A 23,658-nucleotide genomic window follows, 5' to 3' on the forward strand; every position below is an offset into this window, starting at 1 on the left:
CAATCCTCGATATGCAGCACCTGGATCTTCACACGCCCATTCTCCCGCGCAACTCACGGCGGCTGGCCACCCCGCACCTTCTTGATCAACACGCCCGAGCCGACCTCGGCGCTCGACCCCGAGCTCGTCGGCGAGGTGCTCGACGTCATGCGCGAGCTGGCGGACGAGGGCATGACGATGATCGTCGTCACGCGCGAGATGGGCTTCGCGCGCGACGTGGCCGACCGCGTGGTCTTCATGGACGGCGGCGTCGTCGTCGAGGAGGGCCCGGCGGCCGAGGTCATCGAGCGCCCCCGGCACGCGCGCACGCGGGAGTTCCTCGGCAAGGTGCGCTGAGCGTACGCGCAGGTTGCGCCGGATTCCCGGCAGATTCCGGCGATATCTGATCCCGTCCTCTCCGGCAGGCGTAGCGTGGATGGTGCGTCCACCTGAATGCACTCTGAAAGGACTCGAGATGACCACATCCGTTCGCGCGGCCGTGCTCCACGGCGTCGACGAGCCGTTCCGCTTCGAAGACCTCACGCTCGGCGATCTGCAGCCCGATGAGGTGCTCGTCAAGATCGTCGCCACCGGCCTGTGCCACACCGACCTCGCCGTGCAGCACGGCCACATCCCCGGCGCCTTCCCGTTCGTCCTCGGTCACGAGGGCGCGGGCGTCGTCGAGCAGGTCGGCTCGGCGGTGCACGGCCTCGCCGTGGGCGACGCCGTGGGCCTGTCGTACGCGGCGTGCGGCCGCTGCAGCAACTGCCTGGCCGGGCGCGAGGCCTACTGCCTGAACTTCATGCCGCTGAACTTCGGCGGCGTGCGCGAGGACGGCACCACCACGCTGAGCGCCGCCGACGGCAGCCCCGTGCACGGCAGCTTCTTCGGCCAGTCGTCGTTCGCGACGCACGCGATCGCCTCGGCCAAGAACGTCGTCAAGCTGCCCGAGGGCACCCCCGTTGAGCTGGCGGGCCCCCTCGGATGCGGCATCCAGACCGGCGCCGGCACCGTGCTGAACTCGCTCGACGTGCCCGCCGGATCGTCGATCGTCGTCGCCGGCACCGGCGCCGTCGGGCTCTCGGCCATCATGGGCGCGAAGGTCGCCGGCGCCACGACGATCATCGCGGTCGACGTGATCCCCGAGCGCCTCGCGTTCGCCGAGCGCCTCGGCGCGACGCACCTCATCAACGGCAAGGAGGAGGACACGACGGCGCGCATCCTCGAGATCACGGGCGGCGGTGCCTCCTACGCCGTCGACACGACGGGTGTCGCGCCCGTCATCGAGCAGCTCATCCAGGCGACGGCCTTCGGCGCCCGGATCGCGCTGGTGGGTGTGCCGAAGCCGGGCAGCACGATCGACCTCGGCCTGGTCGCCGCCTCGGGCAAGACGCTCGTCGGCGCGATCGAGGGCGATGCGATCCCGCAGAACTTCATCCCGGAGCTCGTCGCGCTGCACCAGGCCGGCCGCTTCCCGTTCGACGAGCTGATCACCACCTACCCGTTCGAGCAGATGGAGCAGGCCATCGCCGACACCCAGTCGGGTGCCACGGTCAAGGCCGTGCTCGTCATGCCCTGACGCGCAGGTTCGCTGCGGCGGCCTCGTCCCGGTTCTCGGGACGGGGCCGTTTCGCTGTTCGGGTGCGGTGCGGGGCGTCCACAGCCGCGCGGAGCGGCGGATCCGTCCACAGATCGCGCTGGTGCGGCCCACGGGCGATCGCCGGGCGCGAGCGTGGGAGGTATGACGGATGCTCCCGGCGACGACCTGCGCGCCTTCGAGGTGCGCGACGACGCAGGCCTCGAGATGCGCGTGCGGGCGCTGCTCGGCGGCGCCTACGCGCCGCGGGTGTGGCTGCTGTTCCTCGACGCGCGCGGGCGGCTGACCGACCCGATCCTCCCGATCGACGGGCTGCCGCGTGACCCCCGATCCCGCGTGCGCGACCCGGAGCTCGGTGAGGTCACGCACGCGGTGCTGCTGGCGCGGCGGGCGGCGGACTTCGCGGGGCTCGTGCGTGCCGACGCCGTGGTGCTCGTGTGGGAGCGGCCAGGGCGGCACCGCGTGGCGGGCTGGCTGCGGGAGTGGATCGGTGGCATCACGGCGGCGGCCGACGGCGCCGGGCTGGCGCTGCGCGGGCAGGTGGTGCTCTCGTCCTCGGGGGCGCGCGTGGTGCGGCCGGATCAGGCCGGATCGTGACCGGGCGCCGCGGCGGTCACCCGGCTCAGTTGCGCGGCGAGGGCGACGGCGTCGTGCGGCGCGTGACGGCGGGCGTCGTTGTCGAAGTAGACGTACACGTCGCGCGGGCGGCCGTCGGGCGTGCCGGATCCGTCGGCCCACGCGCGGATCCGCCCGGACCACTCGTCGAGCTCGGCGGGGGAGTAGCCGCTCGCGTAGAGGTCGTGCGCGCCGTGCAGCCGCACGTAGGCGAAGTCGGCCGTCACCTCGCCGAAGCGCGGCCACCGCCCGGCGGTGTCGGCCACGGTGAGGGCCACGCGGTACCGGCGCAGCAGCTCGGGCATGGCCGGGTTCTCGAAGCTGGCCGCGCGCGGCTCGAGCGCGTGCCGCAGCGGCACGTCGGCCTCGACCTGCAGCCACGCCCGGCCCTCGAGCCGCGCGTCGTGCCGCCGGGCGAGCGCGAGGGCCTCGCCCGTGGTGCGCGGCAGCGCGGCGAGGAAGGCGTCGAGGCCGTCGGCGTCGAACTCCTGCCGCTCGGGCAGCTGCCACAGGAACGGGCCGAGCTTGCCGCCGAGCGCGAGCACGCCCGAGGCGAAGAAGTTCGCCATCGCCGTGCCCGCGTCGCGCAGCCGCAGCATGTGCGTGATGTACCGCGAGCCCTTCACGGCGAACACGAAGTCGTCGGGCACGGCGTCGCGCCAGCGCGCGTAGCTCTCGGGCCGCTGCAGGGAGTAGAACGAGCCGTTCAGCTCGAGCGTGTCCATCCGCTCGCCGACGTCTGCCAGCTCGAGCCGCTGCGGCAGGCCGCGGGGGTAGAAGTCGCCGCGCCACCCGGCGTAGCGCCAGCCGGAGATCCCGACCCGGATCCGCCCCTCGGCCCCCGCGCTCGATCCGTTCTCTCCCTCCGCCATGACGGCAGGCAACCACCGGTCCGGCCGGCGGACAAGCCTCTTGCGCCCGCCGGATGAGGGCCGGGGCGGCGATGTGGCACCATCGGAACGCTCGGAAGGAACGACGCCCCGGTGACGTTCTGATTCATCCCGGGACATCCCGCACCGAACGCGAACGCCAAGGGAAGGAGCCACCAGACACAATGACCTCTGCCCCCACCGTTGCCGAGTCGCAGCCGCCGCTGCAGCCCCTGCTCGACGACGCCGTCATCGCGCTGCGCGCGCCCACCCAGGTGTGGTCGGGGCGCGACGGCGACCTCGGCGCCGCGGCGATCGACGGCATCTTCCACGGCGACGTGCGGCACGTGCGCGAGATCGCCACGACGTGCGCCGACTCGCGCATCGAGTGGATCTCGCTGTCGACGCACGGGCCCTCGCGCGTCGTCTTCGCGGGGCTGCTGCGCGGACTGGACGAGGAGTGGGTCGCCGATCCGAAGGTGCGGATCGTGCGAGACCGCACCGTGGACGGCCGGCGGGTGAGCGAGTCGTGGGTGCTGCGCAACGGGCGCAGCGTGCCGGTGGGAACGACCCTGTCGATCCGGTTCGTGCCGGAGTTCGCGTCGCTGCACGCCGTGAAGGCGGGCGGATCGGTGCCCGGAGCGTTCGAGACCACGATCCGGGACGGCGAGGCGGAGGTGGTCGCGGGTGCGCAGAGCTTCGTGCTGTCGGCGCCGGGCGCCGAGCTGCGCGAGGACGGCGGCGCGATCGTCGCGACGTGGCGCCTCGAGGCGACCGCGCGGGGCGAGGCCCGGGCGTCGTGGCGGCTCGAGCTGCACGACGACACGCTCGTGGTGGAGCCGGCGCGCCGGCCGGCGCCCTGGGACGCGCGCGAGGTGATCGGCGAGGTGACCCAGCGCCACCCGCGCCTGGCGCGCTGGCTCGAGACGGCCCTGGGCGACCTCGATGCACTGCGCCTGGCGCTGCCGGGCAACCCGGAGGACGAGTTCTATGCCGCCGGGGCGCCGTGGTTCTTCACGTTGTTCGGCCGCGACTCCATCTGGGCCGCGCGGTTGATGCTGCCGCTCGATGCGGCGATCGCCGCCTCGACGCTGCGGGTGCTCGCGCGCCTGCAGGGCGACGCGGACGACGCGGCGACGGCCCAGGAGCCGGGCAAGATCCTGCACGAGCTGCGCTCGTCGACACTCGAGATCCCGGGCGAGAACGTGTCGTTGCCGCCGCTGTACTACGGCAGCGTCGACTCCACGCCGCTGTGGGTGTGCCTGCTGCACGACGCGTGGCGGGCAGGCATGCCCGAGGACGAGGTGCGCCCGCTCATCCCGGCGCTGCGCCGCGCGCTGGCGTGGCTCATCGAGTACGGCGACAGCGACGGGGACGGCTTCATCGACTACATCGACCGCACGGGCAAGGGCCTGGCGAACCAGGGCTGGAAGGACTCGGGCGACTCGATCCAGTGGCGCGACGGGCGCCTGGCCGAGGGGCCGATCGCGCTGTGCGAGGTGCAGGCCTACGCGTACGAGGCCGCGCTCGCCGGGGCCGAGCTGCTCGAGCGCTTCGGCGAGGGCGACGAGCCGCACGGCCCGGCGCAGCTGCGCGCGTGGGCGGCGGATCTGCGCCGGCGGTTCGCGGAGTCGTTCTGGGTGGAGACGCCGGAGGGCCGCTACCCGGCGGTGGCGCTGGATCGCGACAAGCGCCCGGTCGACACGCTCACGAGCAACGTCGGCCACCTCATCGGCACGGGGATCCTGGAGCGCGACGAGGAGCGCCACGTCGCCGAGCTGCTGCTGGGGGAGTCGATGGCCTCGGGCTTCGGCATCCGCACGATGTCGACGGGAGCGGCGGGCTACTGGCCGCTGTCGTACCACGGCGGAAGCGTGTGGACCCACGACACCGCGATCGCGGTGCACGGCATGGTGCGCGCCGGCCTCGTGGACGAGGCGAACCGGGTGGTCGACGGCATGCTCGACGCGGCGGAGGGCTTCGTCTACCGCGTGCCCGAGCTGCACAGCGGCGACCCCCGCTCCGAGACCGACGTGCCCACGCCCTACCCGGCCGCGTGCCGCCCGCAGGCCTGGTCGGCCGCGGCGGCGGTGACGGCGCTCACGGCGGTGCGGGCGCGGTAGGGCTCGGGCTCAGGCGGGGCGCTTCGGCACGGGGCCGCAGCGCTCACCTCGGATCGACGGTGTGACGCGCCTCCCGAATCATCGGAGCAAGAGCAATCCGCCACCGCGGGAGTGCGTCGGCGAGCGTGCGCCACGCGACCGTTCGCTTGATCCTGTCGTACTCGTGGATGAGGAGATTGCGGTTGTCCGACGCATCGCGCCACGCGATACCGGGCGGCGCGGTCACACCGCGTTCCTGGAGCCGCCTCGCCGCCTCTCCGAGCTTCATCATGAGCGCGTCTCCCGCCTCCTGCAGGAGAGGGTCGCTCAGGTATGCGAGCTCGCCGTGCTCCACGATCTGCGCGGCGAGCCGAAGCCACTCGTCGATATGGAGGAGGTCCTTCGCGGTCCTGAGATCCATCACAGGCGGACCGCTTCTCGGATGATGTCCGCATCGTCGCGCTCGTCGAGCGCGCCCCACAGGACGAGATCGACTGGTCGGGCCAGGATCTCTTCGAAGCGCCGTCGTAGCCGAGCGACATCGAACAGGGTCGCGCCGTCGGGTTCTGTGACGAGGAGATCCACGTCGGAAGTCGAATCGGCGTCGCCGCGTGCGGTCGATCCGAACACCGCAAGGTCGTGGAAACCGTGCTCCGCGGCCGCCTGCTTGAGGAGCGGCGCCGCGGCATCCACGACGATGTCGGTCGCGATCATGTCGATCGGGCCGAGGGCGCGCAGCTGCTGGCTCACAGCCGGCTGTGTGATGCCGAGAACCCGCGATGCGGCACTCTGCGAGCCGCACTGGGTCACGAGTTCCCGCAGCGCCATACCGCGCCGCACCCGTGCGACGGTCTCGTCGCGCTGGGCTGCGCGGAGAAGTTCGACGGCATCCATAAGGACAGCTTATATAGCCAGGGGGACACCGGCTGCTCCTTGCCCCGTGGCGCAGGCTCAGGCGGGTGCGATCACGTGCACGCCGCTGTGGCGGGCCGCCTCGGCGAGCCGGTCGTCGTAGGTGACGATCGCGTCAAGTTCGTCGCCCAGCGACAGCGCGGCGGCGAGATGGATCGCGTCGAGGCTGCGCAGTGCGACGGGTTCGACGCGGCCGGCAGCCTCGAGCACGTCGGGCGTCAGCGCGAGCAGGGTGATGCTGTCGAGCACGTCGCGGGCGCGCTCCGCCTGGTCGGGGTGCGCGCGGCGCACGGCCCGGAGCAGCTCGGTGCGCGCGAGGTCGGAGCTGACGGCGTGCGCGGCATGCTCGCGGGCCCAGGCCATGAGGGCGTCGGTCTCGGCCTCGCGGACGACGAGCTTGGCCAGGGCGGACGTGTCGAGGTAATGCACCACGGCGCCTCAGTACCGCTCGTCGTCGCGCATCTGCCGCAGGGTCGACGCGAGCTCGCCCTCGACGCTCGGCGCGTCGAGGGCGGCGAGCGAGTGCTTGGGCGCGCGCGCCCGCCCGGTCGCGACGAGCTGCGCGACGCGGCCCTCGCTCAGTGGGGCGAGCTGCGCGACGGCGCGGCGCCGGTCGGTGATCGTCACGGTCTCACCCGCCGCCACGCGTGCGACGACCGCCGACGCGTTCTGCTTCAGCTCGCGGATGCCGATGTGATCCATGTGCTTCATTGTAGAACATGGCGTCAGAACCAACCGGGGAACCGCGTGCGGGTGATCGCGACGTGCGCGAGCCGCCGCATCTCGAGTGTGATGCGGCCGAAGGCGCCCGGCGCGCTCAGCAGCGCGAGGGCGTCGAGGACATCCGGGAGCGCGATCTCCGCGGGGCTCGCGCTGAGCATCGGGTCGACATCGCTCATGCCATCGGTCGCGATGGTGCGCGCGGTCTCGAGCTGTGTTGCCAAGTCAGCGGGAAGGCGAGCGAGGTGATCGCCCACGCCGTCAGCGATGGCGAGCAGCGCGAGCGTCGACGCGGGAGAGAACGACGCCGCCCAGCCGTGCCGGCCGCGATGGCGGTGAGTGAGCACCTCGAGAGCGACATCGGCCATCGCGCGTGCGTCTGCGAGGCGGCCCTTCCTCGTCGGCACGATCCGGCCGCGCAGGCGCCGCAGGAGTCGCAGGTCCCACGACGCGCGCACGAGATCCTCGCCCGGCGGCCGGCCGTGTCTCCCGGGAGCGTCCGGCGGCCACCCCAGCTCGCTCGCGACCCGTTCGCCGATCTCGGCGAGTGCGCCCGGGGCGTCCTCCTGCTCGATGCCGTCGCCGATGGCGCCGACGAACGTGGCGAGCCCCGTCGTCAGCGCCATGAGCTCCTCCGAGCGGAGCGGATCGGCCTTGAGCAGGCCGCGCTGGTCGATCCGGGTGAGAAGGCTCAGCCTCTCGAAGGCTGGCAGACGCGAGAGCAACGAGACGAGCGGGGAGGCGGGTGCACCGTAGTCCCAGAGCTCCGGCGTGCGAGGTACGAAGCCGAAGACGTCGTCGAGCTCGTGCTGAAGGTGCAGCGGATCGACCATCGTCGCGTCGCGCCACCAGGCGACGCGCGGAGCGCGCGCGGGAGGGGCGGCCTGGCGCAGCGCGACGAGCGGCTCACCCACGAGCGCTTCGCGCCCGTCGGACACCGCGACCCAGTGCTGCCGGCTCGCCCCGATCGGCGTGTGCGCCGTGGCCCGCATCCCGCCCCACACCGCCCCCAGATCGCCGATCCGCCGGCGCTCGTCCTCGAGCTCGCGCCATTCCTCGTCGTCACCCGCGGCGATGGTGAGGGCGAGTCCCAGCGATCGCAGTGGCGCGTCCTTCAGCATCTCGAACGACCAGAGCGGCTCGCTTCGGTCGCTGATGTGACCGACATCGACGCGAACGAAGCGGGGCGAGGGCGCGGCGAACATGACGTCACCGTACGGAACAGGAGTCCGCTCCGGCGGTGCTCTGATTGCGGATGTGGAGAGTGCGTGGCGAAGCCCTGGCTGTGCGCGGATGCGCGATATCGCGTCGGCGGCGACGGCACCGACCGCGGTGCGGTTCATAGCGGGATGGGCGCGGGCGGGCCCGGCGATGGTCAGGGCCCGCCCGTGCCCTCGTTCAGCCCAGGTGCACCCCGTCGGGCCGGATCGCGATCATATCGACCGGGCGCTGCGTGATCTGGCGGATCGGCTGCCAGTAGTTGTTTGATCCAGAGCGGCGTCTCGTCGTCGACCTCGTCGAGGATCTCCATCAACTCGGCCTTCGTGAGGAACAGATGGCCCTCGGGCAGCGTGTTCTTCAGCGGCCAGGTGTTCTCTGCCATGCGTGCTTCCTTCCGGTACAACTCCCGCCCGGTGGGCAGGGTTGGTGCGGAGGAAGCGGGGTCACGCGGCGAGTGTATCGGCGGGTGCGGACATCCTCGCGGCCGGTACCGCTTGCGCTCAGCCTCTGAGCCGGCGCTTGCCCGATCGCGTGGACCACAGCGCCCACGCGACGAGCACGGGCTGGAAGAACAGTCGCGCGAACCGCTTCTCCTCGGTGTCGAGCCCGAACCCGTCGCGCTCGTGCACCCACTGCGCGATGTTCCCGGGGAAGATCGCGGCGAAGAACGCGGCGGCGACCCACCCGACCAGCCGCCGCCGCTTGCGCGCGAACACCAGCAGCATTCCGAGCAGGATCTCCTTGACGCCCGAGATCACGACGGTGGTGTCGGGATCGAGCGGCACGAACTCGGGCACCTGCGCCCGGAACTCCTTCCGCGCCACGGTGAGGTGCGACACCCCGGCCCCGACGAGGGCGGTGCCGAGCAGGACGCGGGCGATGCGGCGCGGGACGGTCATGGGAGTGAGGGTACGGGGGAGTGCGTGGGACGGAAAAGAGCCCTCCTCGTTATCAGGCTCATCGCAATCGAGGGTGTAGGAGTGGTCTGAAGCCGCCGGCTTCGAGCAGTGACCGTGTGATGTAGTGAGTCAGGTTGCGGAAGCCCAGGGCCGAGCCGCGGAGGTGTTCGAGGCGCCCGTTGATCGCTTCGGTGGGTCCGTTCGAGGTGCCGGGGCGTTCGAAGAACGCGAGCACGTCGGCGGCGCGCTGCTTCAACGTCCGCCCGAGTCGGCGGATCTCGGTGAGAGCGGCGGGGACGCCGCTGCTGACGGCGTCGATCACTGCGCGCATCATCTCCTTGGCCTTGTTCTTGTCGGGTTCGCGGTAGGCCGCGACGATGCGCTGGTAGATGCCCCAGGTCGCTTCGACCTCGATGTGCTCCTCGACGGCGAATACCGCGTCGAGCCGCGCGGTCTGCTTCTCGGTGAGGAAGCTCGCGCCGGTGTGAAGGATGCGGCGGACACCGTAGAGCGGGTCGCCGGCGTGACCGCGGTGCCCGAGGGTGTCCTGCTGGACGCGCTGCCGGGTCCGGTCCAGGGCGTCGCCGGCGAGGCGGACGACGTGGAACGGGTCCATCACCGGGACCGCGTCGGGGAGCTCTTCGGCCGCGGCGGTCTTGAACCCGGAGAACCCGTCCATCGCGACCACCTCGATCGCCTTCGACCAGTCCTTGGGTCGGGCGGCGAGCCACTGCTTGAACACCTGCTTCGAGCGGCCCTCGACCATGTCCAGCAGCCGTGCCGGGCCCGTCTTGTTCCTCGCGGGGGTGAGGTCGATGATCACCGTCACGTACTTGTCGCCGAGGCGGGTGTGTCGCCAGACGTGCTCGTCGACGCCGATCGTGGTGACCCCGTCGAACCTCGCCGGGTCGTCGATGAGCCGCCGCTTGCCCTCGGCGAGGATCGCGGTGTTCGCGGTGTGCCAGGACACCCCGAGGCCTGCTGCGGCTCGGGTGACGGTGAGGTGGTCGACCACGATCGCGGTGAGTGCCCACGCGATCCCGCCGCGGGAGATCTTCGCCCGCGGCGCCGCCGCCTTCGACGTGTCCTGCCGCCAGGTCCGGCGGCAGTGCGTGCACCGGTAGCGGCGCACCCGGACCAGCAGCGTCGTCGGCCGATGCCCGAACGGCTCGTGCGCGAGCGGCCGGGTCACCGTGTCACGCGGCACGCCCTCAGCGCCGCACTTCCGACACCACGGGTCGTCGTCGACGACGCGGCACTCAAGTACTGCCCGGTCGGGCTCGAGCAGCTGCCCGACGGCTTGAAGGCCGAGCTCGTCGAGGCGGCAGAACGTGGTGAGGTCAGGGGTCGCGAACGTAGGGTGGTGCAAGTCGAGGTCTTCCGGCGGTCGGTGAGTGTGAGAACTTCCATCCTGGAAGACCTCGACGTCTATCCGCGAACCAGCCGGCGGTCCCGGGCTACACCCTCAACTGCGAAGAGCCCATTTACAGCGACGAGGGCCGAATCGGATTTCGTGGCTCAAAGCTGCCGTTACATCCTTCAATCGAGGAAGTTCGGGATCGGTTTCATTTTTGTGTCACAACGCACGGCAGTGATCAGCAAATCAGCATTGTCGCAGTGCGAGAGTTACATCATATTCCGTTCGCTGGATGACACGAGCCTTCAGTACATTGAGGGGGTGGTCGGTTCTGAGTTTCGCGGCGTCGCCTCGGGCCTGAACCGTTACCAAGCAATTTGTGTTGGACCGGCCTTCAATACGACTGTTCCTGTCGTTGTAGACCTCGACCCGTGACGGGGATCAGGCGCGGTGCCGTAATGAGGAAGAATTCTAGGGTGCGACGCCAGCTGACCCGCGGTGAAGATCGCCCCACCCTGGGTGCAAGCTTGTCTAGTTGTTTCGACCGAGTGCACTCAGTGCGTCCCGTGCGGCGCAAAGCATCACGGGGTGTGGGGAGGCGCCCCGGGAATACCCACCCACGAGCCCACGTTCCCTCTGGTAACCTGAAGTGTCACGCGTGTGCGTGGGGTCTGGCGTGCTCGCCGGGCAGGCCCACCGCGTGACGTATGACAACCAACCAGACCGCTTCGGTTCATCCGCGGTCCCGCACGTCCGTGAGGGATCCCGATCCGAGGCCCGACTCCAACCCCATAAGGCAAACCAACTACATGACTAACGCAACGACCGCCCCGGCCACCAAGCAGGTCGCGATCAACGACATCGGCTCTGCTGAGGACTTCCTGGCCGCGGTCGAGAAGACTCTCAAGTCCTTCAACGACGGCGACATCATCGAGGGCACGATCGTCAAGATCGACCGCGACGAGGTTCTGCTCGACGTGAGCTTCAAGACCGAGGGCGTCATCCCCTCGCGTGAGCTCTCCATCAAGCACGACGTCGACCCCAACGAGGTCGTCAGCGTCGGCGACGTCGTCGAGGCGCTTGTTCTCCAGAAGGAGGACAAGGAAGGCCGTCTGATCCTGTCGAAGAAGCGCGCGCAGTACGAGCGCGCCTGGGGCGACGTGGAGAAGATCAAGGAGAACGACGGCGTCGTCACCGGCACCGTCATCGAGGTCGTCAAGGGCGGCCTCATCGTCGACATCGGCCTGCGCGGCTTCCTGCCGGCCTCGCTCATCGAGCTGCGCCGCGTCCGCGACCTCACGCCGTACCTCGGCCAGGAGATCGAGGCGAAGATCCTCGAGCTCGACAAGAACCGCAACAACGTCGTGCTCTCGCGCCGCGCCCTCCTCGAGGAGACGCAGTCGGCCACGCGCACGCAGTTCCTGAACAACCTGCACAAGGGCCAGGTCCGCAAGGGCGTCGTCTCGTCGATCGTCAACTTCGGTGCGTTCGTCGACCTCGGCGGCGTGGACGGCCTCGTGCACGTCTCGGAGCTGTCGTGGAAGCACATCGAGCACGCCAGCGAGGTCGTCGAGGTGGGCCAGGAGGTCACCGTCGAGATCCTCGAGGTCGACCTCGACCGCGAGCGCGTCTCGCTGTCGCTCAAGGCGACGCAGGAGGACCCGTGGCAGGTCTTCGCCCGCACCCACGCGATCGGCCAGATCACGCCGGGCAAGGTCACCAAGCTCGTTCCGTTCGGTGCGTTCGTCCGCGTCGCCGACGGCATCGAGGGCCTCGTGCACATCTCGGAGCTGTCGAACAAGCACGTCGAGCTCGCTGAGCAGGTCGTCTCGGTCGGCGAGGAGGTCTTCGTTCGCGTCATCGACATCGACCTCGACCGCCGCCGCATCTCGCTCTCGCTCAAGCAGGCCAACGAGATGGTCGACCCCAACGGCACCGAGTTCGACCCGGCGCTGTACGGCATGACCACCGAGTACGACGAGAACGGCGAGTACAAGTACCCCGAGGGCTTCGACCCCGAGACCAACCAGTGGCTGGAGGGCTTCGACGAGGCCCGCCAGAAGTGGGAGGACGAGTACGCCGCCGCGCAGGCTCGCTGGGAGCAGCACAAGGCGCTCGTCGCCAAGGCGCTCGAGGCCGAGGCCGCCGCGGGCGACGACTTCGGTGGCGCCGCCGCCGCGGGCCAGAGCTTCAGCTCTGAGTCGGCCGGTGCCGGCACGCTCGCCGACGACGAGGCCCTCGCCGCTCTGCGCGAGAAGCTCGCCGGCGCGTAAGCAGCCGCTCAAGTTCAAGAGGCCGGATCCCTTCGGGGGTCCGGCCTTTTGGCGTATCCGGGCGGATTGTGGCGGGGTGCGGATCCGCGGGGTGCGGATCCGGGGATCGCGGGGTGCGGATCCGGGTGCGGATCGGGCGGCGCGGCGGAGGGCGGATCGCGTGGCGGATCGGCTGGCCGGATCGCGGGGCGGATGTGGCGATCAAGCCCACCGCGTTTTCGCCCTGTGGAAAGCGCTGGTGACTTATCCCCACCTCGTACTTTTCTTCGATGGTTGTCGGGGGTGGCTGGGAGAATTGAGGCATGGAACGAGACACGGTCTTCTGGGAGCCCACGGCGGCGGAGCGCGCCGAGACGGGCCGGATCGTGTCGCGCCTGGGGCAGGTGCGGGCGGAGCGGGCGCGGTTGGAGGCCGAGGAGGCGCGCCTGCTCGGCCGGGCGTTGGATATCGCGGTCGGGCAGGTGGAGCGGGCGGGTGCCCCGCCGGAATGGGACATGCCGGTGCGGTCGATGGCGGCGGAGGTCGCCGCGGCGCTGCGGGAGGGACCGCGCACGGTGGAGAACCGCATGGTCGACTCGGGCCTGCTGGTCCGGGACTTCCCGGCGACGCTGGCGCAGGTGGAGGAGGGCCGCCTGCCCGGCCGTCACGCCGCGGTGATCGTGGCCGAGGGCACACGGATCGGGGATCCCGCGGATCGGCGGGAGTACGAGGCCCGGGCGCTGGGGGTGGCGGAGGAGGCGACGGTGGCGGGCCTCAAGCCGATGTGCCGGGCGATCGCCGACGCGTTCCTGGAGGAGTCCCTCGCGCAACGCCACGAGGCGGCCCGGGCCCGCCGGGGTGTGCGGGTGACGGCGCTGGAGGACGGGATGGCCGAGCTGCGCCTGACCGCACCGGTGCCGCTGGTGCAGGGGATCCACGACCGGCTGACCACGATGGCGCGAGCGGTGATCGCCGAGCGCGACGCCTTCGGGCGGGCTGTCGATACGGACGCCGGGGCGGGGGAGGGTGCCGGTGCGGCGTCCGGGCCCGACAAGCGCCGCATCGATGAGTTGCGCGCCGATCTGGCGTGTGACCTGCTGCTCGCCGGCGCACCGACCGGGCACGCGGTCGAGGATGGGGCTGGGCGGGACGTGCTGGGGCAGGTGCGCGGGGTGATTCACGTCACCATCCCGGCTCACGTCCTCACCGATGGCAGCATCCAGGCCGACCAGACCCACGTAGGAATCGCCGGCGCCGGCAATGCGGGGCACGAGCGGCACGGGTCGCACCGCGGCCCCCGGCGCCCCAGCGGCGTCCCGACGGCGGGCGGCGAGCCGATCGATCCGGCCACAGCCCACCGCCTCGCCGCCGAGGCCACCGCGTGGGAGCGGGTGTTCCTCGACCCCGACACCGGGGCGCTGCTCACCGTCGACCACTACACGCCCACCGCGGCGCAGCGCAGGTTCCTCCGCGCCCGCGACGAGCACTGCCGCTTCCCCGGGTGCCGGCAGACCGCCCGCCGGTGCGATGCGGACCACATCCACCCGCACTCCAGGGGCGGGCCGACCGATGTGAGCAACCTCGAGACCCTGTGCAAGCGACATCACATGCTGAAACACCACTCGCCCTGGCAGGTACGACATCTCGGCGGGGGAGAGCTCGAATGGACCAGCCCCCTCGGCCACCAGTACACCGGCAGACCCACATCCGGCGTGCGCTTCACCGAGACGGCCGTGCCCGGCGACGGTCCCGTGGACACCGACGCACCGCTACACTCGGCCCGAAAGGAGGCGCGATGACGATGCGCACGCGACGGCGCCTGCTGGGCCTCGTGGCGGCGGTGGCCCTCGCGGGCGCCCTCGCCGGCTGCGGCACCGGCGCGCCCTGGTTCGGCCAGTCGGTCACCGAGCCGACGCCTCACGACACCGCCGCCACGCCCACGCCCGAGCGCACCTTCGGCACCGGCTTCGGCACCGGCACCGCGAGCGCCGAGACATCCGAGCCCGTCGTCAACGACCTGGCCCAGGGAAGCCTCGAGCGCCAGTTCGCGGCGGGCCCGCTCACCGTCGACGTGACCTACTGGTCCGAGCTGTCGATGGATCGCTGGACCGCCGACGCGCTGAAGCCCCTCAGCTTCTCGCTCACCGCCGCCGTCACCCCCGACGACGGGCAGGGCGTGTACCTGCAGAGCGTGCGCATGAGCGTCGCTCCCGACGCCGGCGACGCTCCCGACGATCAGACGGACATCGCCAACCAGGAGCACGGCTACGTCGTGGCCACGCCCTACAGCTACTCGCAGACGTTCACGATCGGGCCCGCACCCGCGGCCGCCACGGCGATGACGGTGCAGCTGCGCTACGAGTTCCTCGTCGAGACCACCCCGACCTCGGGGGAGTTCGCCAAGCACACGGCCACCGACACGCTGACCGTCGCCCTCGCCGGCTGAACCCTCAACGTCGCGCAGGGCGCAACCTCAAGGCCACCGCAAGGCTTCGCAAGCACCTTCCGCGGCACGCCCGCGCGATGCCCGCGCGTGCTTTCATGGTGTCGTCGCTCCCGAAGGCGACCGCGCGTACCCGACGCGCAACAACCGCGTACCCGACGCGGATTACCCGAAGACGGCACCGCCGTCCGCTCCACGAGGAGTACCCGCATGCCCGCACGTCGCCGCCGCGCGCTTGCCGCGGCCGTGATCCTGAGCGCTCTTGCCGTCAGCGGCTGCAGCGCCCTGTTCCCGCCCGACCCCGGCGCAGCCGCCCAGACGCCCGATGCCGCCGCCACCCCGGCCCTCGACTCACAGTTCACCGACGAGGGCTCCGTCACCCTCGCCTCCGATGTGGCTCCCGATCTGGAGGTGCGCATCGACGCGTGGGCGGTCGATCCCAAGCGCACGCAGGAGTGGACCGAATCCGCTCCCAAGACGATCGGCCTGGCCGTGAACGTCTACGACTACCGCGTGCCCGAGAAATCCGTGCTCGAGCAGAAGCGCCGCGTGTACCTGTCGTCCATCTCGATCTCCTCCACCCTCAGCCCCGGCGGCGCCCCCGGCCCGTTCCAGCTCACGGCCGACCCGCGGGAGCTCGTGCCCGCCGACACGCAGCGCGCCGACGAGGGACTGCTCATCAACAGCTACCAGGGCGGCCTGCTCATCCCCGAGACCGTGATCGGCGCCGTGCCCGACGGGACGACGGGCCTCACCCTCGACATCACGCTGACCCTCGCCGTGGAGGGCGTGGCGGGCGACGGTGCGTACCTGCCGCAATCGGTGGTCCAGCGCCTGCCCATCGCGATCTTCGCCGGATGATGCGCCCGGGAGCCGTGATGACCGCGCAGCCCCACGCCATGTCGCCGCAGCCTCCCTCGGGGCGGATCGAGCGGACCGACACCCCGGATGAGCTGGTCGCGGTGCTCGAGGACGTGCCGGGCCACCGGTCCACGATCGGCTGCGTCATCCCCGCATACAACGAGGCGGAGTCCATCGCCGAGGTCATCGAGTCGCTGCTCCGGCAGACGCGCGTGCCCGACGTGATCCACGTCGTCGTCAACAACACCACGGATGACACCGTCGACGTCGCCGCGCAGTACGCCGGGGCGCACGAGGTCTCGACGGTGTTGGGCGACCAGTTCACCGAGGTGTTCGTCCACGACATCGGCAGCAACCCCGACAAGAAGGTCGGCGCGCTCAACTACGGCTACTCGCTCCTCGAGGGCTACGACTACCTGCTGGGCGTCGACGGCGACACCATCGCCGACGAGCGCGCGGTGGAGCACCTGGAGAACGAGGCCGTCGCCGACTCCCGCATCGGCGGGATCTCCGCCATCTACTCCATCGACGACCGCAACGTCCGCGGCGCCATCGCGAACTTCCTCATCGCCGGGCAGCGCACCCAGTTCGCCGCGTTCAACCTGCAGAACCTGCTGCGCGGGCGCAACATGGCCGTGCTCGGCGGGCAGTTCTCGATCTTCGCCACCGCCGCGCTGCGCGAGGTCATGGCCGCCAACCGGCAGTCGACGCCGTGGGTGCGCGACAGCGAGGTGGAGGACTCCCTGCTGTCTCTGCAGATCAAGAGCGCGGGCTACCTCACCAAGATCAGCCCCGTCGCCCGCGCCCGCGTGGGAGGGATGACGACCCTGCGCGCGTACGACGCGCAGCAGGTGAAGTGGACGTACGGCGCCATCGAGCTGATGTGGCCGGGTCAGCGCGGCGACACGAAGGGGCAGCCGCTGCACCCGAACCTGCGCACGCGGTGGTTCGACAACCTCAGCATGCTGACGAACCTGTTCGTGCGACTCGCGTTCCTCATCCTGCTCGCCGGATCCCTCTCGCTCAACGCGTTCGTGTTCTCACCGTGGTGGCTCATCCCGCCCGCGGTCGCGACCGCGCTGAACCTGCGCATCGCGCGCGCCATGGCCGACCGGACGCGGCGCGACTACCTGTTCGCCGCGCTGATCGTGCCGGCCGAGCTGTTCATGTGGGTGCGGCTGAGCCACTTTCTGCGCTCGTGGTCACGGTTCCTCTCGCGCACGCGGGTGGACAACTGGGCGCTGCAGGCGCGCGCCGAGCGGGGCGGCAAGAGCACCTTCTGGCTGCCGTTCGTGCTCGTCGCCGTGCTCCTGGCCGGGGTCGCGGTGATCTGGTCGATGCTCGGGGCAGCGATCCAGTCGTCCATCCTCGCCCTCGGATGGCCGATCGTCGGCGTCGTCACCGTCATCCAGACCCTGCTGATGACGTTCCAGCTGCTGCGGCGGCACCACGGGTACCGGGTCTGAATCAGTACCCCTGCGAGTGGTCCGCGGTGAGGCGATACCCCACGCCGCGCACGGTCTCGATATAGCGCGGGGCGACCGGGTTGTCGTCGAGCTTGCGGCGCAGATTCGTCATATGCGCCTCGATCGCGCGCTTGTCGGCCTCGCCGACGAGATAGCTCGTCACGTACGACTCGCCCCGCAGCACGAGCGTCAGGTCGGCCTTGCTGCGCACCCGGCGCTTCGACTCCATCAGCGTCGCGAGCAGATCGAACTCCGTGCGAGTGAGGTCCAGTTCGCTCGTTCCGACCATCGCGATGCGGCTGTCCGGATCGAGGCGGAGATCCCGGTGGACGAGGGTGTGCGGCCCCAGCGCGGACAGGCCCGCAGCCGAGGGCGCGAGCGAGTCGTTCGCGGGGTCCACGAGCGCCACCTCCGCACGCGGGGCGGGCACGTGTGCATCCGGAGCGGGGGCGGCCGGCGCGCGCCCGGCCACCGCGGCGCTCGGGGCGAGCGAGGCGGGGAACGACGGCCCCGCCGCATCCTGCCGCGGCGGCATGGCCGGTGCCGGCACGCGGGAGCGGCGCAGCAGCGCCTCGATGCGGGCGCGCAGCTCCCGCGGCCGGAACGGCTTGTTGATGTATTCGTCGGCGCCGGCGCTGAGACCGAGCACGACATCGCTCTCCTCGTCGAGGGCGGTGAGCATGAGGATGTAGGTGTCGCTGACCGCGCGGATCCGGCGCGCCGCCTCGAAGCCGTCGATCCCCGGCATGTTCACATCGAGGGTCGTCAGCAGTGGCTGGTACGTCTGCACCGCGCGGACCCCGTCGATGCCGTTGCCGACGGAGACGATCGAGAACCCGGCTGACTCGAGGATCTCCACCAGCAGATGACGGACGTCAGGATCGTCCTCGACGATGACGGCGGTCTTCACCGGTGGCTCGGGGGTCGTCATCGCGTGGGCTCCGCTCGTTCGATTGACACGTATGCTACAGCCGGCTCACGAGGCGGCACGCAGGAGACTGACAGCGCCATCCGGCCACCACTGGCCGGCGTCGGGCGCCCCGCGGCACGGGCCGTCGCTCTCGCCGGGTGGCTTGATCCACAGGTTCAGGTCGACCACGTCGTCGCCGTACTCGCCCGCGCGCGGGCCGATCCGCTGCTGAGGCGGGTTGCACCATTCGCCGTCGGCGGTCGCCGATCCGCTGCGCGACGAGTCGATGACGGCGTGCGCGCCGCCGAGCAGCGCCGAGAGCTCGTGCGCGTACGCCAGCTCGTCGGTCATCGCCCGGTAGTTCGAGACGTTGGTCGCGAAGCCGCGCACGCGATCTGTCACGCCGACCGCCTCGATCAGCGCCGCCATGCGCTCCGGGGAATGCCACCCGCTGTGCCCGCCGTCCAGGTAGATCCAGGTGCCGGGCGACTCGAGCGCGTCGACCGCGGCGCGCAGCAGCGGCGCCCGTTGCGCCAGGCCACCGCACTCCTCGGCAAGCGCGAGGCTGTCGGGCTCGAGCACGACCACCCGGGTGCCGCCGGCGGCATCCAGCGCGGCCCCGATCTCCTCGACCCACTCGGTGTACGCCGCGCCTTCCAGACCGCCGGCGGAGTGGTTGCCGCAGTCCCGCCCCGGCAGACCGTAGACGACGACGGCGAAGGCGGCCGACTCCTGCCGAGCCTGCTCCGCGAGCGCCTCGATCGTGGCGTCGACCGTGCCAGCCGGGTGTCGCTCCGGCGTCAGCCAGTACGCCGTCGGCTGGGCCGCGAGCTCCGCGGCCGCGGCGCGCTGCGCGGCGGTGAGGCCGCCGTCGTCGGCCGCGAGCGCCGCCGCCGACAGCCGCGGCGCGATGAACGACGTCGCGGGGCCGGGCGGGGAGGGCGCGCGGCCGGCGAGCAGCGCGAGGGCAGCGGCCAGCCCGATGGCGAGCACGCCCAGCAGCGCGATGAGTGCGAACGCGCGCCGAGGCGACGCGCGCCGCGGGCGCGTCACGCCCTTTCGCCTTCCCGCGGTGGGACGGGGCGCACGCGGCCGGGTTCGCGCGACGACTCGGTCGTGGGGGCGCCGTGATCGGTCACGATGCGCTCCCAGCGGTCCCCGCCCTTGTCCTGCGCGGCCGCTTGCGCCGTGGCGGCCGAGTGCAAGAGCTCGGCGAGGTCGTACCCGACCGAGGCGACGGGCGCCCAGCCGATGCTCGCCGACACGCGTACCGGCAGGGGGCTCTGCGGGTCGGGCTGGGCGATGAGCTCCAGCAGCTCCACCAGCAGCTGACGCACCGAGTCCCGCGGGCGCGGGATGAGCGCGACGACGCGGTCATCCCGCACGTCGAGATCCGCATCGGCGGGCATCGAGGCAAGCACCTGGGTGCGGAAGCGCTCGTTGACGCTCTCATACACCGTCTCGCCGAACGCCGTGCGCAGGTCGTTCGGTGAATCCAGGCGGATGTCGACCAGCGACCAGGACTCATCGCCGAACGACGCCGCCCGCTCGAGGCGGCGCCGCGCGACGTTCTCGAAGTCGGAGGCCGTCTCGGTCGCAGCCGTGCGCGGCCGCCGCGCGATGAGCACGAGGGTGACGAGCGCACACACGGCGTAGATCGCGGTTCCCGCCGAGTTGACCTTGCGGACCAGCTCGAGATCGTCCGCCGAGGCCGTGCCGCTCAGCAGTCGCGTGACACCGTCGATGAGCGTGAACAGCGCGAACGCGGGGAACAGCGCCGCCGCGAAGCCGAGAGGTAGCACCTCTTCGCGGAACCGCGGGTACAGGCGCAGCAGCTCGACGATCATGAGCACGGAGAAGACCGCGCACACGGCGAAGTCGAGACGGAAGGCCACGGAGTACGCCTCGGTCTGCACGGTCGCGAGCAGCACCGCCGGGGAGGCGATGGTGTATGCCGCGGCCCACTCCCAGTGCGAGCGCCCGCGGCCGCTCTCGTGTCGCAGACCCACCCAGATGATGGCGTTCGCGGGCAGGAACAGACCCATGCCGAGCGCGCGCAGCTGCGCCGACTCGACGAGCTCGGCGGACAGCGTGGCGTATGAGGCGAGCATCGCCAGCGCGAAGCCCAGCGACCACGTCGCCGTGGCGCGCGACGGGCGGGTGAAGAAGCCGAGCCCGAACATCACCACGCAGGCGAGCGAGACGAGGCCGACATACGAGGTGGAGCTCACGGCTTCTCCCTGTTTGCGCGGGGCAGGCGGATCGTGACGGCGGTGCCGTGATCGAGTCTGCTGCGGATATCGATGCTTCCGCCGTGATCGGCGACGATGGCTCGCGAGATGCCCATGCCCAGCCCCGTGCCAGGCAGGCCACGCTCGCGTGCCGAGGCGGCCCGGAAGTGCTCGTCGAACACCTGCGGCAGGTCCGTCTCGGAGATGCCGATGCCCGTGTCGGCGACGCGGATGGTCACCGCGTCATCCGCGGCGCCGACCTCGATCGCCACGCGTCCGCCGCGGGGCGTGTACTTGATGGCGTTGCCGACGATGTTGTCGACCACCTGGCGCAGCCGGAACGCGTCGCCCATCACCGCCGGTTCTCCCTCCGCGCGCAGGTCGATGGTCACGCCCGACGCGAACGCGGCCGGGGTGAAGGCGTCGACCGATGCCTCCACGATCCGCGAGACCTCGACGAGGGTATCGGCCTCGGGGAACCGGACACCCGGATCCTGCAGGATGCGCCCGACAAGCTGCTCCATGCGCTCAGCGGCGCCGCGCACGACGCGCAGCTGACGACGCGCCGCGGCGGGCAGGTCGGTTCGCTCGAGCACGAGCTCGGCGTGGCCGAGCACGGCCGTGAGCGGGCTGCGCAGCTCGTGGGACATGACGCGCACGAGCGATTGCCGTTCGCGATCCGCCTCCGCCACGGCGGTGACGTCGTCGGCCACGACGACCGTGACATCCGGGCGCTGGTGCGCCGTCACCTCGAGCTGCCGCCAGCGTCCGTCGGCGTCGAACAACCACACGCGCTCGCGCTCGAGCGGCTCTCCGCGCGCCGCGCGGGTGAGAACCGCCGCCTCCGGCGGCACCGGCTCGCCCCGCCGGGACCGGTACTCGACCGATCGGGCCGGGTAGTGGGGCGTGAGGCTCTCGATGCCGAACATCCGGCGGAAGGCGAGGTTCGCCGAGCGGATCACGCCGTCGGAGCCGAGCTGCGCGATGCCGCTCTGCAGGCTGTCGAACACCTGGTCGCGGCGGCGCTCCTCCTGTGCGGCACGCGCCAGCGCCTCCTCGAGCTGCAGCGACTGGCGCTGCAGCAGTCGGTTCGTCGCCCGCGTGCGACCCGTGCCGATGAGGATCGTGGTGCCGGTGAACACGAGCGCGATGAGGACGACGAACAGGCGCAGCGCGTCCTCGCCCGTGTACGCGCTGGGCAGGCCGGGAAGGAGGACGACGAGCGCGACGGTGCAGATGGCGCAGACGAGCCACGGAGCCGAGTAGTACGTGGCGGTCCACGCGATCGGGATGGCCCACAGGAAGCCGAAGCCGATCTCGCCCGAGGCCCCGAGCACGCCGATCCCCACGATGTCGATCAGGGGAAGCGCGAAGGGCGCCCACCGGGGCATGCGATGCCACGGCAGCACGACCGCGACGAGCGTAGCCGCGATGAGGATCACCAGGCTCGCGACGAACATCGGCTCGGCGAAGGAATCGGGCTTCAGCAGCGCGACGACGGCGGCGGTGGCGACGATCGCGAAGGCGAGCACGAGCTGCCAGCGCCAGATCGCCCGCCGGCGCGGGTCGATCTCCCAGGGCGCGGCGACGGGAGCCACGCCGCGCGCGTTGCCCTCCGCCATGCAGGGATCTTACCGACGGGCCCCCGAAGGAGAGCCGGAGAGCGTCATGTTTCCGCGCGTTACGCGTGATTCGGATGCAGCAAGGGTGCGCCGACACGATGGACCCATGACAGCCATCGTCGAGGGCGCACCCGTCGCCGCCACCCGCGTGCAGGAGCGCGCCGCCGGCGCCGTCCGGCTTGACGGGGTCTCGCGGGCCTTCGCGACGAAGGCCGGCACCCGGGCGGTGCTCGACGGGATCGACCTCGACATCCGCGCCGGCGAGATCGTCGCCGTCGTCGGGCCCTCGGGCTGCGGCAAGTCCACTCTGCTGCGCCTGGTCGGCGGGCTGGATCGGCCCACGGGCGGGCGGATCGCCATCGACGGCGCCGAGGTGAGCGCCACCGACGAGCGAACGGCCGTCGCCTTCCAGGAGCCCCGGCTGCTGCCGTGGCGCACCATCGCGCAGAACGTCGCGCTCGGGCTGCCCCGCGGCCGCCACCGCGGCGGGGTGGGAGCGAAGCGGGTCGCCGAGCTGCTGCGCCTCGTCGGCCTCGAGCACGCCGCCGACCAGCGACCCAGCGAGGTCTCCGGCGGCATGGCGCAGCGCGCCTCGCTCGCCCGCGCCCTCGCCCGCAACCCGGGCGTGCTGCTGCTCGACGAGCCCTTCGGCGCCCTCGACGCCCTCACACGCCTGCGCATGCACGACCTGCTGCTCGACATCCACGCCGCCCAGCCCACGACGATCCTGCTCGTCACGCACGACGTCGAGGAGGCGCTCTACCTCGCCGACCGCGTCCTGCTGCTCCGCTCGCTCCACGACACCGGCAGCGACACCGGCACGGGCGCCGGCACCGCCACCGAGCCCGCCGCCCCGCGCCCCACCGCGAAGGCCGTCGCCCTCGGGTCCTACGCCGGCATCGGCGCCATCAACGCCGCCGCCACCGCGAGCGTGCGCGGATCCACCCTCGCCGACACACGCCGGGCCGGATCCATCGCCCGCGTCGTCACGGTGCCCGGCCGCCGCCCGCGCGAGCGCGACGCGCGAGCGGCGCCGCGGAGCGGCGCCCGAGCGCGCTCATGGACCGCTGCGTGAAGATCGAGCACGCGCGCTTCCACGGCGGCCTGCACCTGGCCGGCTTCGACACGGGCGTCATCAGCTCGAGGCGGCAGGTGATCTCCCGATAGGACGGACGAAGGCGGGGCCAGCGCCCTACATGGTGCCCTCGAACACCCCCATCACGTTGCCGTCCGGATCGGCGAACAGGCCCCACCACATGGTCTCGCCGATGGGCGAGCGCTCCACGAGCACCGTGCCGCCCTGCTCGGCGGCCGTCGCCAGCGCGTCGGCGACCGAGTCGACCTCGACGACCGAGCGCGGCTGCGTGAAGTCGTCCTTGCGCGGCGTGAGCGCCCCGCCGCTGATCTGGTTCGGCGCGTGCCACATCGGGTACTCCTCGTAGCCGGGAGGCGCCTCGATCTGCCAGCCGAACAGCGCGGTGTAGAACGACCGCGCGCGCTCGAAGTCGGTGACCGGGATCTCGAGGTGGGTGATGTCTCCGTGCGCCATGGCCATCTCCTCGTCGGGTCTGCTCGTGCTCGGAAGGGCTCGTGGCGCTCACG

23 protein-coding genes and 2 pseudogenes are annotated in these 23,658 nt (G+C 71.5%); 11 read left to right on the top strand and 14 right to left on the bottom strand.

Annotation, left to right across the window (positions count from 1 at the left end; genetic code table 11):
• Positions 1–96: 96 nt before the first annotated feature.
• The 3 genes and pseudogenes from ACODR5_RS06855 to ACODR5_RS06865 all read left to right on the top strand — a co-directional run.
• A pseudogene (locus ACODR5_RS06855) lies at positions 97–336 on the top strand (hypothetical protein); the annotation flags it as partial.
• Between the two features lie 118 nt (positions 337–454).
• On the top strand, positions 455–1,558 hold the full coding sequence (locus ACODR5_RS06860; protein ID WP_488983132.1) for an NAD(P)-dependent alcohol dehydrogenase: 1,104 nt from the start codon (positions 455–457) through the stop codon (positions 1,556–1,558).
• Between the two features lie 162 nt (positions 1,559–1,720).
• Complete coding sequence (locus tag ACODR5_RS06865; RefSeq protein ID WP_488983133.1) at positions 1,721–2,173, top strand: hypothetical protein; 453 nt, start codon at positions 1,721–1,723, stop codon at positions 2,171–2,173.
• On the opposite strand, the gene ACODR5_RS06870 is transcribed toward ACODR5_RS06865, so the two are convergent.
• On the bottom strand, positions 2,158–3,063 hold the full coding sequence (locus ACODR5_RS06870) for a DUF72 domain-containing protein (RefSeq protein WP_488983134.1): 906 nt from the start codon (positions 3,061–3,063) through the stop codon (positions 2,158–2,160). The genes ACODR5_RS06865 and ACODR5_RS06870 overlap by 16 nt on opposite strands.
• 182 nt (positions 3,064–3,245) lie before the next feature.
• Between ACODR5_RS06870 and ACODR5_RS06875 the strand changes: the two genes are divergently transcribed.
• On the top strand, positions 3,246–5,183 hold the full coding sequence (locus ACODR5_RS06875; RefSeq protein WP_488983135.1) for a glycogen debranching N-terminal domain-containing protein: 1,938 nt from the start codon (positions 3,246–3,248) through the stop codon (positions 5,181–5,183).
• A 43-nt stretch (positions 5,184–5,226) separates the two neighbouring features.
• On the opposite strand, the gene ACODR5_RS06880 is transcribed toward ACODR5_RS06875, so the two are convergent.
• From ACODR5_RS06880 to ACODR5_RS06915, 8 genes are all read right to left on the bottom strand, one after another.
• Positions 5,227–5,583 carry a HepT-like ribonuclease domain-containing protein gene (locus tag ACODR5_RS06880; protein WP_488983136.1) on the bottom strand — a complete coding sequence of 119 codons (357 nt, stop codon included), beginning with the start codon at positions 5,581–5,583 and terminating at the stop codon, positions 5,227–5,229.
• Entirely contained in the window at positions 5,583–6,056 is a 474-nt protein-coding gene (locus tag ACODR5_RS06885; protein WP_460815174.1) for a nucleotidyltransferase domain-containing protein, read from the bottom strand. Before ACODR5_RS06885 ends, ACODR5_RS06880 begins: the two co-directional genes overlap by 1 nt.
• Positions 6,057–6,113: 57 nt before the next feature.
• Positions 6,114–6,503 (bottom strand): type II toxin-antitoxin system VapC family toxin, encoded by a 390-nt coding sequence (locus ACODR5_RS06890; RefSeq protein ID WP_488983137.1) that lies wholly within the window; start codon positions 6,501–6,503, stop codon positions 6,114–6,116.
• A 9-nt stretch (positions 6,504–6,512) separates the two neighbouring features.
• The gene (locus ACODR5_RS06895) at positions 6,513–6,776 is read right to left on the bottom strand and encodes a type II toxin-antitoxin system Phd/YefM family antitoxin (protein ID WP_488983138.1); all 264 of its coding nucleotides are present in this window, start codon (positions 6,774–6,776) and stop codon (positions 6,513–6,515) included.
• Between the two features lie 23 nt (positions 6,777–6,799).
• On the bottom strand, positions 6,800–7,999 hold the full coding sequence (locus ACODR5_RS06900; RefSeq protein ID WP_488983139.1) for a hypothetical protein: 1,200 nt from the start codon (positions 7,997–7,999) through the stop codon (positions 6,800–6,802).
• A gap of 170 nt (positions 8,000–8,169) precedes the next feature.
• Positions 8,170–8,397: a hypothetical protein gene (locus ACODR5_RS06905; RefSeq protein ID WP_488983140.1), complete on the bottom strand. Its 228-nt coding sequence runs from the start codon at positions 8,395–8,397 to the stop codon at positions 8,170–8,172.
• A 118-nt stretch (positions 8,398–8,515) separates the two neighbouring features.
• Entirely contained in the window at positions 8,516–8,914 is a 399-nt protein-coding gene (locus ACODR5_RS06910) for a DoxX family protein (RefSeq protein WP_488983141.1), read from the bottom strand.
• 58 nt (positions 8,915–8,972) lie between these two features.
• Positions 8,973–10,283 carry an ISL3 family transposase gene (locus ACODR5_RS06915; protein WP_488983142.1) on the bottom strand — a complete coding sequence of 437 codons (1,311 nt, stop codon included), beginning with the start codon at positions 10,281–10,283 and terminating at the stop codon, positions 8,973–8,975.
• Positions 10,284–11,080: 797 nt separating this feature from the next.
• Here ACODR5_RS06915 and rpsA point away from each other — a divergent pair.
• From rpsA to ACODR5_RS06940, 5 genes are all read left to right on the top strand, one after another.
• The gene (rpsA, locus tag ACODR5_RS06920; protein WP_449853320.1) at positions 11,081–12,544 is read left to right on the top strand and encodes a 30S ribosomal protein S1; all 1,464 of its coding nucleotides are present in this window, start codon (positions 11,081–11,083) and stop codon (positions 12,542–12,544) included.
• Between the two features lie 302 nt (positions 12,545–12,846).
• Positions 12,847–14,322 (top strand): HNH endonuclease signature motif containing protein, encoded by a 1,476-nt coding sequence (locus tag ACODR5_RS06925; protein WP_488983143.1) that lies wholly within the window; start codon positions 12,847–12,849, stop codon positions 14,320–14,322.
• On the top strand, positions 14,319–14,969 hold the full coding sequence (locus tag ACODR5_RS06930; RefSeq protein ID WP_488983144.1) for a hypothetical protein: 651 nt from the start codon (positions 14,319–14,321) through the stop codon (positions 14,967–14,969). The genes ACODR5_RS06925 and ACODR5_RS06930 overlap by 4 nt, the downstream gene beginning before the upstream one ends.
• Before the next feature lie 207 nt (positions 14,970–15,176).
• Positions 15,177–15,827: a fructose 1,6-bisphosphatase gene (locus tag ACODR5_RS06935; protein WP_488983145.1), complete on the top strand. Its 651-nt coding sequence runs from the start codon at positions 15,177–15,179 to the stop codon at positions 15,825–15,827.
• Positions 15,828–15,844: 17 nt separating this feature from the next.
• Complete coding sequence (locus ACODR5_RS06940) at positions 15,845–17,293, top strand: glycosyltransferase family 2 protein (RefSeq protein ID WP_488983146.1); 1,449 nt, start codon at positions 15,845–15,847, stop codon at positions 17,291–17,293.
• Position 17,294: 1 nt separating this feature from the next.
• On the opposite strand, the gene ACODR5_RS06945 is transcribed toward ACODR5_RS06940, so the two are convergent.
• From ACODR5_RS06945 to ACODR5_RS06960, 4 genes are read right to left on the bottom strand one after another with little or no spacing between them, the layout of a single operon-like run.
• Positions 17,295–18,224 carry a response regulator transcription factor gene (locus ACODR5_RS06945; RefSeq protein WP_488983147.1) on the bottom strand — a complete coding sequence of 310 codons (930 nt, stop codon included), beginning with the start codon at positions 18,222–18,224 and terminating at the stop codon, positions 17,295–17,297.
• Positions 18,225–18,269: 45 nt separating this feature from the next.
• The gene (locus ACODR5_RS06950; RefSeq protein ID WP_488983148.1) at positions 18,270–19,256 is read right to left on the bottom strand and encodes a glycoside hydrolase family 6 protein; all 987 of its coding nucleotides are present in this window, start codon (positions 19,254–19,256) and stop codon (positions 18,270–18,272) included.
• Positions 19,253–20,434 (bottom strand): hypothetical protein, encoded by a 1,182-nt coding sequence (locus tag ACODR5_RS06955; RefSeq protein WP_488983149.1) that lies wholly within the window; start codon positions 20,432–20,434, stop codon positions 19,253–19,255. Before ACODR5_RS06955 ends, ACODR5_RS06950 begins: the two co-directional genes overlap by 4 nt.
• Positions 20,431–22,056, bottom strand: coding sequence for a sensor histidine kinase (locus tag ACODR5_RS06960; RefSeq protein WP_488983150.1), 1,626 nt, complete (start codon positions 22,054–22,056; stop codon positions 20,431–20,433). Before ACODR5_RS06960 ends, ACODR5_RS06955 begins: the two co-directional genes overlap by 4 nt.
• A 106-nt stretch (positions 22,057–22,162) precedes the next feature.
• Here ACODR5_RS06960 and ACODR5_RS06965 point away from each other — a divergent pair, with 106 nt between their 5' ends.
• Positions 22,163–23,131, top strand: a complete 969-nt coding sequence (locus ACODR5_RS06965) for an ABC transporter ATP-binding protein (RefSeq protein ID WP_488983151.1) — start codon at positions 22,163–22,165, stop codon at positions 23,129–23,131.
• A pseudogene (locus ACODR5_RS06970) lies at positions 23,107–23,223 on the top strand (CoA-binding protein); the annotation flags it as partial. The gene ACODR5_RS06965 and the pseudogene ACODR5_RS06970, both read left to right, overlap by 25 nt.
• A 25-nt stretch (positions 23,224–23,248) precedes the next feature.
• On the opposite strand, the gene ACODR5_RS06975 reads toward ACODR5_RS06970, so the two are convergent.
• Entirely contained in the window at positions 23,249–23,605 is a 357-nt protein-coding gene (locus ACODR5_RS06975; protein ID WP_460815226.1) for a VOC family protein, read from the bottom strand.
• Between the last annotated feature and the right edge of the window lie 53 nt (positions 23,606–23,658).

Source organism: Microbacterium sp. FG3 (genome assembly GCF_057809335.1).